Annotated in this window: 15 protein-coding genes and 1 pseudogene; all 16 read right to left on the bottom strand. The window is 41.9% G+C overall.

Annotated elements, in window-relative coordinates; translation table 11 throughout:
* Positions 1 to 10 precede the first annotated feature (10 nt).
* Positions 11 to 511 carry an isochorismatase family protein gene (locus tag DW793_RS03445; protein WP_117863797.1) on the bottom strand — a complete coding sequence of 167 codons (501 nt, stop codon included), beginning with the start codon at positions 509 to 511 and terminating at the stop codon, positions 11 to 13.
* 50 nt (positions 512 to 561) lie between these two features.
* The gene (gene ftsY, locus DW793_RS03440; protein ID WP_038671958.1) at positions 562 to 1,467 is read right to left on the bottom strand and encodes a signal recognition particle-docking protein FtsY; all 906 of its coding nucleotides are present in this window, start codon (positions 1,465 to 1,467) and stop codon (positions 562 to 564) included.
* A gap of 10 nt (positions 1,468 to 1,477) precedes the next feature.
* Positions 1,478 to 3,349, bottom strand: coding sequence for a hypothetical protein (locus DW793_RS15075; RefSeq protein ID WP_252969641.1), 1,872 nt, complete (start codon positions 3,347 to 3,349; stop codon positions 1,478 to 1,480).
* Between the two features lie 26 nt (positions 3,350 to 3,375).
* Positions 3,376 to 5,043, bottom strand: coding sequence for a chromosome segregation SMC family protein (locus DW793_RS15070; protein ID WP_252969636.1), 1,668 nt, complete (start codon positions 5,041 to 5,043; stop codon positions 3,376 to 3,378).
* Positions 5,043 to 6,068 (bottom strand): elongator complex protein 3, encoded by a 1,026-nt coding sequence (locus DW793_RS03430; protein WP_118157076.1) that lies wholly within the window; start codon positions 6,066 to 6,068, stop codon positions 5,043 to 5,045. The genes DW793_RS15070 and DW793_RS03430 overlap by 1 nt, the downstream gene beginning before the upstream one ends.
* A complete protein-coding gene (gene rnc / locus DW793_RS03425; RefSeq protein WP_117876033.1) occupies positions 6,055 to 6,753 on the bottom strand; it encodes a ribonuclease III in 699 nt (232 codons plus the stop codon). The genes DW793_RS03430 and rnc overlap by 14 nt, the downstream gene beginning before the upstream one ends.
* The gene (plsX, locus tag DW793_RS03420) at positions 6,753 to 7,763 is read right to left on the bottom strand and encodes a phosphate acyltransferase PlsX (RefSeq protein WP_022286873.1); all 1,011 of its coding nucleotides are present in this window, start codon (positions 7,761 to 7,763) and stop codon (positions 6,753 to 6,755) included. Before plsX ends, rnc begins: the two co-directional genes overlap by 1 nt.
* Before the next feature lie 10 nt (positions 7,764 to 7,773).
* The gene (trmFO, locus tag DW793_RS03415; protein WP_118157075.1) at positions 7,774 to 9,090 is read right to left on the bottom strand and encodes a methylenetetrahydrofolate--tRNA-(uracil(54)-C(5))-methyltransferase (FADH(2)-oxidizing) TrmFO; all 1,317 of its coding nucleotides are present in this window, start codon (positions 9,088 to 9,090) and stop codon (positions 7,774 to 7,776) included.
* Positions 9,080 to 11,165, bottom strand: a pseudogene (topA, locus tag DW793_RS03410) (type I DNA topoisomerase). The gene trmFO and the pseudogene topA overlap by 11 nt, the downstream one beginning before the upstream one ends.
* A gap of 25 nt (positions 11,166 to 11,190) precedes the next feature.
* On the bottom strand, positions 11,191 to 11,457 hold the full coding sequence (locus DW793_RS03405; RefSeq protein WP_118157074.1) for a hypothetical protein: 267 nt from the start codon (positions 11,455 to 11,457) through the stop codon (positions 11,191 to 11,193).
* Positions 11,454 to 12,086: a DNA-processing protein DprA gene (locus DW793_RS03400; RefSeq protein ID WP_118157073.1), complete on the bottom strand. Its 633-nt coding sequence runs from the start codon at positions 12,084 to 12,086 to the stop codon at positions 11,454 to 11,456. Before DW793_RS03400 ends, DW793_RS03405 begins: the two co-directional genes overlap by 4 nt.
* On the bottom strand, positions 12,038 to 12,421 hold the full coding sequence (locus DW793_RS03395; protein ID WP_181988277.1) for a DNA-processing protein DprA: 384 nt from the start codon (positions 12,419 to 12,421) through the stop codon (positions 12,038 to 12,040). Before DW793_RS03395 ends, DW793_RS03400 begins: the two co-directional genes overlap by 49 nt.
* Positions 12,414 to 13,235 (bottom strand): TrmH family RNA methyltransferase, encoded by an 822-nt coding sequence (locus tag DW793_RS03390; protein ID WP_118157071.1) that lies wholly within the window; start codon positions 13,233 to 13,235, stop codon positions 12,414 to 12,416. Before DW793_RS03390 ends, DW793_RS03395 begins: the two co-directional genes overlap by 8 nt.
* A gap of 118 nt (positions 13,236 to 13,353) precedes the next feature.
* Positions 13,354 to 13,707 carry a 50S ribosomal protein L20 gene (gene rplT, locus DW793_RS03385; protein ID WP_022286868.1) on the bottom strand — a complete coding sequence of 118 codons (354 nt, stop codon included), beginning with the start codon at positions 13,705 to 13,707 and terminating at the stop codon, positions 13,354 to 13,356.
* A gap of 48 nt (positions 13,708 to 13,755) precedes the next feature.
* On the bottom strand, positions 13,756 to 13,953 hold the full coding sequence (gene rpmI / locus DW793_RS03380) for a 50S ribosomal protein L35 (protein ID WP_022286867.1): 198 nt from the start codon (positions 13,951 to 13,953) through the stop codon (positions 13,756 to 13,758).
* Positions 13,954 to 13,975: 22 nt separating this feature from the next.
* On the bottom strand, positions 13,976 to 14,551 hold the full coding sequence (gene infC / locus DW793_RS03375) for a translation initiation factor IF-3 (RefSeq protein ID WP_118157070.1): 576 nt from the start codon (positions 14,549 to 14,551) through the stop codon (positions 13,976 to 13,978).
* Positions 14,552 to 14,705 lie beyond the last annotated feature (154 nt).

The following is a 14,705-nucleotide window of genomic DNA, read 5'->3' as shown; positions in this document are numbered from 1 at the left end:
TTTTTCTCCTTTAGCTGTGTATATAAGTTACCTTATTTTTCTTTAATTTTTCACGGCATTTGTTTGCCTTATCTTTGAAAACTGTACCGATACATTCTTCGTTGAAAACAACTTTCATTCCACATTCAATAGCACCTATTGCAGTGTTGATAACGGAGATACCACCATCAACACCTACAAATTCTATCTCTTTCACATTCCTTGCTCTCATAAAATCTTCAAGAGCAACGTTTGAAAAAGCATCGGGCTTGCTTTTGGAATAAATATTTTTGGATACAACTTTCAGCTTTGCTGGAAAGCTAGCCGCAGGTGTTCCCTCTTTGGGCATTCCTCCACCCAAAAGTCCCTTTTTGTAGCTGACGATATAAAAGACCTCCTCAGCTTTATAAGCAGAGATACGCTTGTTTATGGCGTCGATAAGTGATTCGGCATCATATGAGTATGTGGTTTTATCTCTGCCCCTTCCTACATACATTTCCTGCATATCAACTACAAACAAAACCTTATCCATAAAAAATTCCCCCTGATTTTATACTTTTAAGTGTCTAATCCAATATTCTATTATTCAAACAGTGCTTCAACAAAATCTCTTGCTGAAAACGGCTGTATGTCGTCTATTTTTTCGCCTACTGTAACAAGCTTTACAGGCACTTGCAGATCGTCGGTTATGCTGATAATTATTCCACCCTTGGCTGTGCCGTCAAGCTTGGTAAGAATAATACCCGTTATATCAGCTACTTCGTTGAACTGTCTTGCCTGATTAACTGCGTTCTGTCCCGTTGTAGCGTCAAGTGCAAGCAGAACTTCGAGAGCGCAGCCCTCTGCCTGCTGGTGAACTATACGGGATATCTTTTTCAGCTCGTCCATAAGGTTTTTCTTATTGTGAAGACGACCTGCGGTATCGCATATAACAACGTCAGCCTGTCTTGCCTTAGCAGCTGCCAGTGCGTCAAATACCACGGAAGCAGGGTCTGAACCTTCGTTGTGCTTGATTATGTCTACCCCTGCACGCTCTGTCCACACTTCGAGCTGGTCAATAGCAGCCGCTCTGAAAGTATCAGCCGCCGCAACGATAACCTTTTTGCCTTGTTTATGAAGTTGATAAGCAAGCTTGCCGATAGTTGTTGTTTTGCCAACACCGTTTACTCCGATAACCAGTATAACTGACGGTGTTGTTGACATATCGAGCTTCTGATCCTCACCGAGCATTTCTGTGATTATCTCTTTAAGCATATCCTTGATTTTTTCAGGCTCTTTAACGCCCTCCTGCTTGACTTTCTGTCTGAGCTTATCGCATATTTTTTCAGAAGTTGTAACACCGATATCGCAAAGGATAAGCGTTTCTTCAAGTTCCTCAAAAAGATCTTCATCTATTTTACTGAATGAATGGAGCAGACTTTCTATTCTGCCCATCATTGAGTCTTTAGTCTTTTTAAGACCATTTTTCAGCTTTTCAAAAAATCCCATTTCTTCACTCCTATTCAAGTTTCATTTGACGTGTTTCCGAAACGTCCATTTTAAGAAGCTTGGAAACACCCTTTTCTTGCATCGTTACGCCATACAGAACGTCAGCTTCTTCCATTGTTCCACGTCTGTGAGTAATGGTGATAAACTGTGTTTTATCTGTAAGATGGTGCAGATATTGTGCATATTTACTTACGTTCACATCATCAAGCGCCGCTTCTATCTCATCGAGAAGACAGAAAGGTGATGGCGAAATTTTCAGAATTGCAAAATAAATTGCAATAGCCACCAGAGCCTGCTCTCCGCCTGAAAGGGACATAAGGTTTGTTATGACCTTGCCTGGCGGCTGAACGTTTATCTCAATACCACATTCAAGGACATTGTTTGGGTCTGTAAGAATAAGCTCGCACTGACCACCACCAAAAAGCTCGGTGAAAATTTTCTTGAAGTTTGCATTTATGCGCTCAAAGCTGTCGGTGAACATATTCTTCATATTTTCTGTCAGATCCTCGATAAGTTTTTCAAGTTCTGTTTTTGACGTATTTACGTCATTAAGCTGACCTGTGAGAAATTCGTGTCGCTGTGACACTTCTGCATATTCCTCTATAGCTCCAAGGTTTACGCTTCCAAGATTTCTTATCTTTCCACGAAGTTCGTTGAGTCGCCTGTTAGCTACCGTTATATCCACAATATCCTCGGCTATCTCTGCAGCGTCGCTTCTTGTAAGCTCATAATCGTCCCAAAGCTGTGCCACAAGCTTATCAAAGCCTGCAGTAACAGATTTTTTCTGTTCCTCCGCTCTTGTAATCTGACCTGAAAGTGTTTCCTTCTCGTCCATTTTGTGCTTCTGCTTGGTGCGAAGTTTGTTTGCTGCATTGTCAAGCTCAATATGCTCACGCTGAGCCTGCTCCGCCATTTTCTGTGCAGCGGCTATCTTTTCGTCAGCACCGCTGAGTTCCTGTTTGGTCTGAAAAATAAGCTCTTTCTTCTCGGCTATTTTCTTTTCACACTCGGAGATATTATCATTCAACTTGCCGCTGTCAGTATCACTGTCGCCGATAGTTTCTTCAAGCTGTGATATTGAAAGCTTGCAGGCATCAAGGTCTTTGGATAACTCTGCCGCCATTATCTTCATTTGCGAAAGCTCTTCGCTGAGCTGTTCACGCTTATTTTTAAGTTCTGCCTGCTCGTTCTGAGAGTCGGCAAGCTTGGCTTCATTATCTGATATCTCAGCTTCGATCTCTGAAAGTTCTGTCTGAGCCTTGTCGATATCTCCGCTTACTATCTTGTATTTATTTTTCAGCGTTTCGATAAATGTTTCTATCTCATCAAGCTTGTTTTCATAGTCAGAATAATACTCTGAAACACGCTTTATTTCCATTTCAAAACGGAGTATATCGCTGTTTACCTGTGAAAGCTTTTCCCTTAGTCCCTCGGTATCAGCGGTGTATTTTGAAACCTCTTGATTTAGCTTCTCAACCTGCTGTTTAAGCTCTGTAAAGGAGTTTTCAAGTGCTGTTTTCTTTTTAGCAAGTGCTTCCGCTTCATTTTTTCTTGTAAGCAGACCTGTCTGTTTGGAAACGCTTCCTCCTGTGAATGAGCCGCCCGCGTTTATCACCTGTCCGTCCAGGGTAACGATGCGGAATTTATAGCCGTATTTCTTTGCGATAAGGGTTGCACTATCGATATCCTCTGCTATACATATCCTGCCTAAAAGGCTGTTGATTACGCCCTCAAACTGGCTATCATACTTAACAAGCTCACAGCCTAGAGCCACAAAGCCGTCCTCATTTTCAAGTTGCGGCATATTTAGCCTGTTTCCTCGAACTGATGTAACAGGCAGAAATGTTGCACGGCCTGCTCTGTTCTCTTTCAGAAGCCTGATACCTCTCTTAGCAGAGTCCTCATTGTTTACGACAATATTCTGAAGTGCCCACCCAACGCAGTTTCAATGGCTACAGAGTATTTTGTTTCAACAGATATAAGCTGAGAAACAGTACCGCAAATGCCGCTTATCCTACCCTGCTGTGAGGCTTTCATTATGTGCTTTACGCTGAACTGAAAGCCCTCCATGGAGTTTTCAAGGTCGGCTATAGTCTTTATCCTGTTCTCAACGTCACGGAGCTGTATTTCCGTATCTGTGAGATTTTTGCGACATTCTGAAAGCTTTGTGTTTCTAGTTTCAAGAAGCTTTGCAAGTCCGCTCATGCGGTTTGTAAGCTCCTGCTTGTTTTCGTCAGCTTTGCTTTTTGATTCACGCAGTTCCTTTAATTCCTTAGAAGAAAGTTTTGAATGTTCTTCAAGCTGTTTTTTTCTTTCAAGAGAATTTTCGATCTGCTCATCAATATCCGAAAGGTTGTTTTTAGCATTTTCAAGTCTGAATGAAACTTCCGACTTTTTCATGTAAAGCTCATTTATAAAGCTTCCAGCTTCACTTACCGACTTGTCAGATAATGCAGTTTTATCAATAAGCTCAGAAAGCTCTTTTTCCTTACAATCTACAGCTTCCTGCTGCTTTGCTTTTTTCTCGTCGAGTTCTTCAAGCTTCTGTCTGCGTGTTTTCAGCTCAGCCTCAAGATAGTATTTTGATGAGTTGGACTCACTTATCTGCTCTTTAAGCTTCAAAATATTATCTTCAAGGTGAGAAATATCATTCTCATATACTGCGATCTTTGACAGTGCCTGAGAGTTTTCAAGCTCCACCTGATGTATCTGATTTTTGTAGCTGTCAGCAAGCTCGGATTTTTCAGCGCTCTTTGCAAAGCTGTCATTTATATCATCTTCAATGCTTTCAAGCTCCTGCGTGATGACCTCGTACTCTTTTTTTACAGAAGAAAGCTTCTCCTCATAACCTGCTATTTGGCTCATATACTCGTTGAGCTTATGCACCCATACGGAGACTTCCAGCTTTCTCTTTTCTTCATCAAGGACTCTGAACTTCTCCGCCTTTTCAGCCTGCGCTTTAAGCGGACCTATTCGTCCTTCTATCTCTCCCATGATGTCATTGATACGAGAGAGATTATCCTCAGCCGCCGCAAGCTTTTTTTCGGCTTCTTTTTTCTTTGAACGAAATTTTGAAATGCCTGCCGCTTCTTCAAATATCTCACGGCGGTCATTGGATTTTCCGTTTACGATATCTGCTATCCTGCCCTGACCGATTATCGAATAACCATCCCTGCCAAGACCGGTGTCCATAAACAGTTCCACGATATCCTTTAAATTTACTTCTTTACCGTTTATCATGTAAAAGCTGTCGCCATTGCGGTAAAGCTTTCGTGATACTGACACGGTGTCGCTGTCATATTCAAGTGCACCGTCCTCGTTGTCTATGGTGATAGTTACCTGAGCAAAAGGCGCTTTTGGTCTAGTTTGAGTGCCGTGAAAAATAACGCCTGCCATTTTTTCACCTCTCAGGGCTTTGGAAGATTGCTCGCCCATTACCCAGCGCATAGCGTCACCGATATTACTCTTGCCTGATCCGTTAGGACCGACAACTGCTGTGATACCCTTATTGAATTTCAGCTCTATTTTATCTGGAAAAGACTTAAAGCCCTGCAATTCAAGTGATTTAAGATACATTATTTTTCACCACCCCTCATTATGATTTCGTTTATCTTTATTTTATCGCTGCCCTCGTGACCTACAATTTTTATATTGACACCAAGATCTTTGAAATATTCTATATTAGCTTTTTTCTGACCTATTGCCTTGCTTATCTGCCTTTTTGGTACAGATATCACAACGGAAGCTATATCGCTTATATTGCCATGCTTTCCAAGCTCCTCTGCTATAAGCCTACGGTAATTTCTGCCTTCGCAAAGTTCACGGAATGCAGGGTGATAAAATCCGCCCAACATTTGCTCCTCCACGACCTCGCTTGCGTGCAGACCAAGCTTTATAACATCTATACCAAGTTTATCGGCTTCTGTGAGAAGATAAGAACAGATTTTCACTACCTCGTCAAAGTCCATAGGCTTATATTCGCCACTTTTGTAAAGCTCTCCGAGCCTTGTACCATTAAGGATAACAACGGGATAGATGCGCACTGTTTTAGGAGACAGCGCCGCTATCTTCGACCAAGTTTCCAGCTCAGTTTCATGGTTGCTTTTATAAAGTCCTATCATCATTTGCAGACCAAGGTCAAAGCAACCATAGCTTTTTATAAGCTTTGCAGCGTTTTCGACGTCCTGAACAGTATGTCCACGCTCGTTGGCTTCAAGAACAACATCTGACATAGACTGTGCGCCAAGCTCGATAGCCGTAACGTGATTATCTCTGAGAATGTCAAGTATCTCAGTGCTGATATAGTCAGGTCTGGTGGATATCCTTATACCCTTGAATTTGTCGTTGCCTATAAACTCCTGCGCTGCACCAAGAAGTTCGAGCATATATTCTCTCGGCACTGCTGTAAAGCTACCACCGAAAAAGGCTATCTCCGTCTGTGAAACGTCCTTAACTTCGTTCATTGCCTGTGTGCAGATACGCTTCACATCATCAGCGTGCGGTATCTTCTCTGTACCAGTTATGGTGCGCTGATTGCAGAACGCACACATATGCGGACAGCCTATATGCGGCACGAAGACAGATATATTACTGTGCCCCATAGCCCATTAGTTCCAATGCTTCTTTAGCCGCCAACTGTTCAGCGGTCTTTTTCGATCTGCCTGTACCCTCGCCGATAACATTCGTATTCAAAAGTACCTGAACAGTAAATTTCTTATTATGGTCAGGACCTGACTCGCCTTTAAGATGATATTCTATTCTCTCCTCAGGATTTTTCTGGATTATCTCCTGAAGAATAGTCTTGTAATCATGGAAAACAACTCCATCAGGCGTGATATTTTCAGGTATGAATGAAAGTATATATTTTGAAACAGGCTCGATACCACCGTCAAGATAAATTGCAGCGATAACTGCTTCAAAAGCGTCTGAAATAATTGACGGTCTTTCTCTGCCACCGGTTATCTCTTCGCCCTTTCCGAGAAAGATATACTTGCCAAGTTCTATTTTCTTTGAGAACTCAAACAGTGCTTTTTCGCACACAAGTGAAGCTCTCATTTTTGTAAGCTCGCCCTCAGGCATATGCTTGTAATGCTCGAAAATGTGATCTGACACAACTATAGAAAGCACTGAATCTCCAAGAAATTCAAGCCTTTCATTGCTGTTTCTTGCCTTCTTGTTTTCATTTGCAAATGATGAATGGGAAAGAGCTTCGTAAAGGAGCTTTTCGTCTTTGAATTTATAACCTATTCTTTCCTGAAACTCTTTAAGAGCCTTTTGCTCGTCCATTATAACATCTCCTGTTTGCTTTTCAACTGCTCGATAGCAGTTGTGATCTCGTCTATCACATTAGTTTCAGTAAATTGTTTTGCTTGTCTGATAGCGTTATAGAATGCTCTTGCATTTGATGAGCCATGTGCCTTGATAACAGGCTTTGCAGTACCAAGTAGAGGCGCTCCGCCATACTCAGAGTAATCTACCTTTTTCTTGAATTCTTTAACGTTCTTCATTACCATAAGAGCAGCAATCTTTGACTTTGTATCCTTAGTCAGAAGCGTTTTAAGCTCCCCTGAGAAGAATTTTGCCATGCCCTCGTAAAGCTTGAGCATAAGGTTTCCGCAGAAGCCGTCAGCCACGCATACGTCACAATCGCCCATAGGAAGCTGTCTTGCTTCGATATTTCCAACAAAGTTTACAGGTGCGTTTTTCAACTGCTTGTAAGTTTCAAGCTCCAGCTCTCTGCCCTTTGACTCCTCTGCACCAATATTTGCAAGACCTACTCTTGGTGACTCAACACCAAGTATCTTGTTCATATAAGCCGAACCCATTATTCCAAACTGAGTAAGCATTTCAGGGCGGCAGTCTGCGTTTGCACCGCTGTCAAGAAGCATCGTAGGCGTCGTTGCCGTAGGAAGTATTGTTGCAAGAGCTGGTCTTTTGATGCCCTTTATTCTCTTTACGATAAACGTTGCTCCAACTACAAGTGCGCCTGTTGAGCCAGCTGAAACGAAAGCGTCGCCCTCGCCGTCTGCAAGCATTTTCATGCCCACAGCCATTGAACAATCCTTCTTGCCCTTAATTACTTCTGTAGGCTCTTCACATATCTCGATAACAGTATCAGCGTGCTTGATATGTAAAGCTGTGATATCAAGGCCGTTTTCCTGTGCACATTTTTTTATCTTTTCTTCGTCACCAACAAGAGTAACGTCAACGCCGAAATCCTTTTGTGCATCAATTGAACCTTTGATGACTTCGAGAGGTGCGTTATCTCCGCCGAAAGCGTCAATTACTATATTCATAACATTCTCCTTAAAATTCTCCGATGGCCTTGTCAAGGTCTGCAAGACCCCTTTCAGCTATCATCTTATATTTCAGTTTCTTATCTCTTATACGTTCAGGCAGCTCAGGCAGGATACCCATATTACATCCCATAGGCTGGAACTTCTCCACAGTAGGATCGCTTATATACTTTGAAAGCGCACCCAGCATTGTGGTATCAGGCAAGGTAACCGCAGGCTTGCCCTGCAAACGTCTTGCCATGCTCAGACCTGCAAAAATTCCGCTTGCCGCCGATTCGATATATCCCTCAACGCCTGTCATTTGACCTGCAAAATAAAGGTTCTCCCTATCTCGCATATTAAACTGCGGATTTAAGAGCTTAGGTGAATTGATGAAGGTGTTTCTGTGCATAACTCCATAGCGCACAAATTCTGCATTTTCAAGTCCTGTTATAAGTGAAAATACTCTTTTCTGTTCGCCGAATTTCAGGTTTGTCTGAAAGCCCACAATGTTATACAAACTTCCCTCTGCATTCTCGGCACGAAGCTGAACGACGGCATAAGGTCTGTTTCCTGTTCGTGGATCTGTCAAACCCACAGGCTTCAATGGTCCAAAACGCATTGTGTCCTCACCACGTTTTGCAAGCACTTCCACAGGCATACAGCCCTCGTAAACCTTGAACCCGTCCTTTGAAAAGTGTTCCTTATCAAAATCATGGAGCGGTGCTGATTCAGCGTTTATGAGCTCATTATAAAACCTGAGATACTCCTCTTTATTCATTGGGCAGTTGATATAATCAGCCTCGCCCTTGCCGTATCTCGATGCAAAAAACACCTTATCCTTATCAAGGCTTTCATATGTGACGATAGGTGCGGCGGCATCATGAAAATACAGATAATCACCGCATATTTTGCCGATACTCTCTGCAAGCCCATCGCTTGTAAGAGGACCTGTTGCGATTATAACATCGCCATCAGGTATATCTGTGACTTCTTCCTCGATAACGGTAATGTTAGAATTTTCCATTATCTTTGCCGTGACCATATCGGAAAACCTTTCCCTGTCAACAGCAAGAGCTCCGCCTGCTGATACCTTAGTTTCAGCTGCACATTCCATTGTGACAGAGCCCAGCCTGCGCATTTCCTCTTTTAGCATACCTGCGGCAGAATCTATTCTGTCCGCTTTCAATGAATTTGAGCAGACAAGCTCTGCAAAGCCCTTATATTTATGGGCAGGCGTAAACTTTTTAGGCTTCATTTCATAAAGCTCAACGTCTATCCCTGCTTGAGCTAACTGCCACGCAGCTTCACAGCCTGCAAGTCCTGCACCTATTACCTTAACCGCCATTAGATAAATTCCTTTCATATCCGCAATCAGGCTTATGGCAAATGAGTATTCCGTTCTTTCCGCCTTTCTGGAAAAGCGTACTGCCACACTTAGGGCATTTCTCTTCGGTAGGAACGTCCCATGTCATGAACTTGCACTCAGGATTATCCTCACAGCCGTAATACTTCTTGCCCTTTTTAGACTTTTTAAGAAGCACTTTCTTTCCGCAGTAAGGGCAAATTCCGCCTGTTTCCTGAACTATTTTCTTGGTATTCTTGCACTCAGGAAAACCTGAGCAAGCCATAAATTTGCCATATCTGCCTATCTTTATTACCATAGGTTTGCCGCAAAGCTCGCACACCTGATCTGTTTCTTCGTCAGGCACTTTGATACGCTTCCCGTCCATGGCTTCCTCAGCTTCAGTCAATTCCTCGTCAAAGTCACCGTAAAAGTCCTGCAAAGTTTTTACCCAGCTTTTTTTGCCACTTTCAACCTCATCAAGAGATTTCTCCATGTTTGCAGTAAACTTAACATCAACTATTTTATCAAAATGCTCGCTCATAAGCTGGTTTGTTACTTCGCCAAGCGAAGTCGGCTTAAGCTGTTTTCCGTCACGCTCAACATAATTTCTGTTTATTATGGTTGTAATAGTTGGAACATAAGTTGAAGGTCTGCCGATGCCTGTTTCCTCAAACGCTTTTACGAGGGTCGCTTCTGTGTATCTTGCAGGAGGCTGAGTGAAATGCTGATTTCCCTCAAGGTACGCACCTTTATTGAGTCACCGGATTTTATTGGAGGAAGCACGTTTTTCTTTTCACCCTCATCGTCTTTAGCCTCTTCATAAAGAACAGTAAATCCGTCGAACTTTACAGAATAGCCTGTTGCCTTGAAGTTACAACCGTTTGCAGAGATATCAACAGAAACAGTGTCCATAAGGCAGTTTGACATCTGAGAAGCTATAAATCTCTCCCAAATGAGTTTATAAAGCTTGTACTGGTCACTCGTCACTCCGCTTGCCTTTACCATATCAGGTGTAACCTCTGGGTGTGTTGGTCGGATGGCTTCGTGAGCGTCCTGAGCGTTGCCCTTAGTTTTATATTTTTTCGGTGTGTCAGGGATATACTTATCGCCATATTTTTTTCTGATAAAATCATATGCCGCTGCTCTTGCTTCATCAGAAATTCTAAGGCTGTCGGTACGCATATAGGTGATAAGACCTGTCTGACCCATATCGTTTATCTCAACACCCTCATAAAGCTCCTGAGCGGTTTTCATCGTTCTTCTCGCCTGAAGCTGAGACGTCTTGACGCTTCCTGCTGTAAAGTCGAGGTGGTGAATGGTGCGGCAGGAGATTTTCTGTGAACGCTCTTTTTTACCTTGTCGATAACAAACTCGGCACCCTCAAGTCTTTTCAGTATCTCGTCAGCCTGCTCTTTATTTTTCAACTCTGGCTTTTCTCCGTCAACTGTATTAAGCTTTGCGGCAAAGGTCTTTCTTTCACCGTTTGCGGAAATTTCGTCAATGGACCAATATTCCTGAGATACAAATGCCCTTATCTCGTTTTCTCTGTCGCATATCATTTTAACTGCGACAGACTGAACTCTGCCCGCTGAAAGTCCTTTTCTTATCTTTCTCCAAAGAAAAGGTGAAAGCTTATAGCCCACAAGTCTGTCAAGGATACGTCTTGCCTGCTGTGCATTAACAAGGTTTATATCAATAGAACGTGGGTGGCTCATTCCAGCTTTGATACCGGTTTCAGTAAGTTCGTTGAAAGTTACTCGGTTTTTATCATTCAGGTCAAGACCCAAAAGCAATGCAAGATGCCATGAAATGGCTTCTCCCTCTCGGTCAGGGTCTCCTGCAAGATAAACATGGTCGCTTTTCTTTGCAAGCTTTTTTATATCTTTTATAACGCCCTCTTTGTCTTTTATGTTGACATATTTAGGCTCAAAGTTATTATCTATATCGACGCCCAGCTTTGATTTTGGCAGGTCACGGACATGACCCTTTGAAGCCACAACTTCATAATCATCGCTAAGATAACGCTTAATTGTTTTTATCTTCGTTGGTGACTCAACTATGATCAAATTAGACAAATCTATTCTCCATTCTTAATATATATTAAAGTCCAAACATTTTGCCCGGATATGACTTAACAGTGCCATAAAGTTCAAGCTCCGTTAGCTGTGCAAGCACATCAGAGATATCCATACCAAGCTTTGCAGCTATCTCGTCCGCAAGCATATTTCCGCTTTTTAACAGTTCGCAAATGCTCTTTTGTGTGTCATCAAGCCCTGACAGATCAGGCTCAGGTATTGGCTTTACCACTTCTGTTTCAGAAACAGACTTGCTGTCAGGCACTTTTCTTTTGCTTTTTCTGTGCTTCACTGTCTTAGCTCGCCATTGTTAAGTATAGCAGAATCCTCAGCAGGAAGCGTGAACTCTCCCAGGCTTTCCACAAGCCTAAGAGATTGATACCTTTCATTGCCAAGCGAATACACTATATCCTCTGCGCCGAACACAGGTTGACACTCATTTCTTATTAGATCACGTTGTCCGAAATATCGACTGTCATAGATATCATGTGGTGGTACTACAAATACCTGTTTTCCTTGAGATATGGCGTGATTGACATTATCAAGGCCATGACTTTCCTTGCTACACTCAGTAAAAAGCACTGCATTTGAAAGTCCTGTAAGAATCCTATTGCGATTCACAAAAGCATTTCCAAATGGTTTATAACCCGGAAAATACTCTGATATTACTACTCCATTCTCAGCGATCTGTTTTTTTAGCTTGTTACTTCCCTTAGGGTAATCACAATCAAGAGCTGTGCCACACACAGCTATAGGTCTACTATTATTTTCAATAGCTACCCTGTTAGCGATCTGATCTATACCGCCTGCAAACCCCGAAGCAAGCAGACAGTTTCTTCTTATAAGATCTGCGCAAATATGCTTCGTTATCTTTACAGAATATTCAGACGGCTCACGGGAGCTACTACTGAAATAACGCATTTATCGTTTAAAAAGTCAAGGTTACCATAAGTATACAGAACAGCAGGTGGATTTGCGATCCGTTTAAGTCTGTCAGGATAGCCCTCACTTTCGTAACAATAAATATTTATGCCAAGATCTTCACAGCGTTTTTTTATGATTTCTGCGTCTTTAAGACTATATTTTCCTATCCTCTGCAGCTCTTTATCATTAAGTCCGCTGACCATATGATCATCGAGTGCAGTCATGAACTCAACTATATCATCATAATTTGCAGAAACTTCCCATATACGTTTGCTCGATGGAGTGAAAATCAGAACCGCTCTTATCCACAATAAAAGTCTTTCTTTATCCATGACTGCCACCTCGAAACATTTCCCACAAAATGATTGTGCCTGCGCAAGCAGCATTAAGTGATTCTATGTTGCCGTGCATAGAAATAGTCACACGATTTTTACAAATGTCTGAATGTTCTTTAGGCAAACCTTTGCCCTCGTTTCCTATTACAACAGCACATGGTCTGTCAAAATCAAATTCTGTGATATTTTCACCGTTTCTGACAACTGCAGCATTTGTAACGATACCAAGCTCATCAAAAAGCGTTGCGACGTTCAGAAAATTATCCACTACAAAAAGATCAAGTCTTGTAGTACTTCCCATAGCGGAACGAACCACCTTTGGGTTATACAGATCAACGCAATTATCTGTCATAACTACTCCACTAACGCCTACGGCATCGGCAGTTCTTAGAAGCGTACCCAAATTACCTGGGTCCTGTAAATTATCAAGCACGAGATACTTCCCGTTTTTGTCAATATACTCAGCCACAAAAGGCAAATCGACCTTAAAAACGATCATATAAATGCCCTGAGATTTTCCCTCATCTGTCATCTTCTTCGCAATCTCATCAGATATTTCAAAAACATCTTCAGGTCTTGCGCACGAGAAAAGGCTATCGGTTTTAAGTGTATTTTTATATTTAGTCAAGGCCGTTTGAGTATAGAAAACAGAATGGACTTTTATTCTTCCGCACACAGCTTCATAAGCGGTGTCAACGCAGTTTCTTGCACCTTCAACAGCAAACAATCCATGTTCTTCCCTAGCTTTTTTTGATGACAGAAGCTTTCTGAAAAGCTTCACTCTAGGGTTATCTTTACTATTAATATGCAAACTGCGTCACCTCTTATTCTGAAAATTTAATCATTTAGTTGCCAAATGCGTCATATATGGTGTTGCCTTAATATACAACAAAACACGCAGGTTACAAGAACGTGCGTGTTTTTGACTATTAAAGAGCAGCCTTCGCCTTTTCTGCAATCGCTGTGAAACCAGCAGGATCGCTGATAGCTATTTCGGAGAGCATCTTTCTGTTAAGATTGATACCAGCCTTGTTTACGCCGTTCATGAATGTTGAATAATTCATACCGTTCATTTTAGCAGCTGCTGAAATTCTTGTGATCCAAAGCTTTCTGAAATCTCTCTTCTTCTGCTTTCTTCCAATGTATGCATACTGACCTGACTTCATTACAGCCTGTTTAGCCATTTTGAAGTGCTTGCTCTTGGCACCAAAGTATCCCTTAGCAAGCTTCAGAGTCTTATTTCTTCTCTTACGAGTCATCATTGCTCCCTTTACACGAGCCATAGTTATTACCTCCTGAAATTTTTAAAATTTGTTTTCCCTACAACTCGTTTATTTGTAAGGGATAAGAGCCTTTACGTTCTTGATGTTGGTATCATCTGCATAAGCTGCACCACGCAGGATTCTCTTACGCTTGTGATCCTTCTGAGTAAGTCTGTGTCTTTTGTTTGTGTGCTGGAACTTAACCTTACCGCTACCGGTAACACTGAAACGCTTCTTAGCACCAGAATGTGTTTTGATCTTTGGCATTGTATTTATCCTCCTTATTATTTTACTTGTTTACTTTCGGAGAAACGAACATCACAAGACTGCGCCCCTCCATTTTTGATGGCTTGTCAACAACGCCGGCTTCAGAGATAGCGTCTTTAAATTTTGCAAGAAGTTCTTCACCGAACTGTGGATGAGCCAAAGTTCTTTTCTTGAACCTTACAGAAACTTTTATCTTATCTCCTCCGTTAAGGAATTTAACAGCCTGATTGACCTTTACATTAAAATCATGAGTGTCGATCGTAGATGACATTCTAACTTCCTTGATCTCGATAACTTTCTGATTTTTCTTTGCTTCCTTCGCACGCTTTGTCTGTTCAAAACAGAACTTGCCATAATCCATGATACGGCATACAGGCGGAGTTGCCTGAGGAGCGATCTTTACAAGATCAAGATCTTTCTCAAATGCAATTTTAAGAGCCTCGTCAGCGCTTAAAATACCAAGCTGATTTCCGTCAACGTCTATGACCCTGAGTTCTTTATCACGGATCTCTTCGTTGATCTGATGTTCCCTGTTGCTAATGACGCAGCACCTCCAAAAATAAAATAAAACGGGTACAGAATCTATCCGTACCCGCATAAAATCACATTGATATGCAAATTCATGTTGACCTTTTTACTACAGAGAACTGCGCTTAAGGTGAGAACGGACATTGTTCTGCTTTGTTTACCATGATATTATACTACACTTTTCTCGACTTGTCAATACCTTTTCTCAAATTATTTCAAAAAAA

Origin of the sequence: Ruminococcus sp. AM31-15AC (assembly GCF_003462045.1) — a bacterium.
Classification (GTDB): domain Bacteria; phylum Bacillota; class Clostridia; order Oscillospirales; family Ruminococcaceae; genus Hominimerdicola; species Hominimerdicola aceti.
This window is presented reverse-complemented; position numbering and strand designations above follow the sequence as displayed.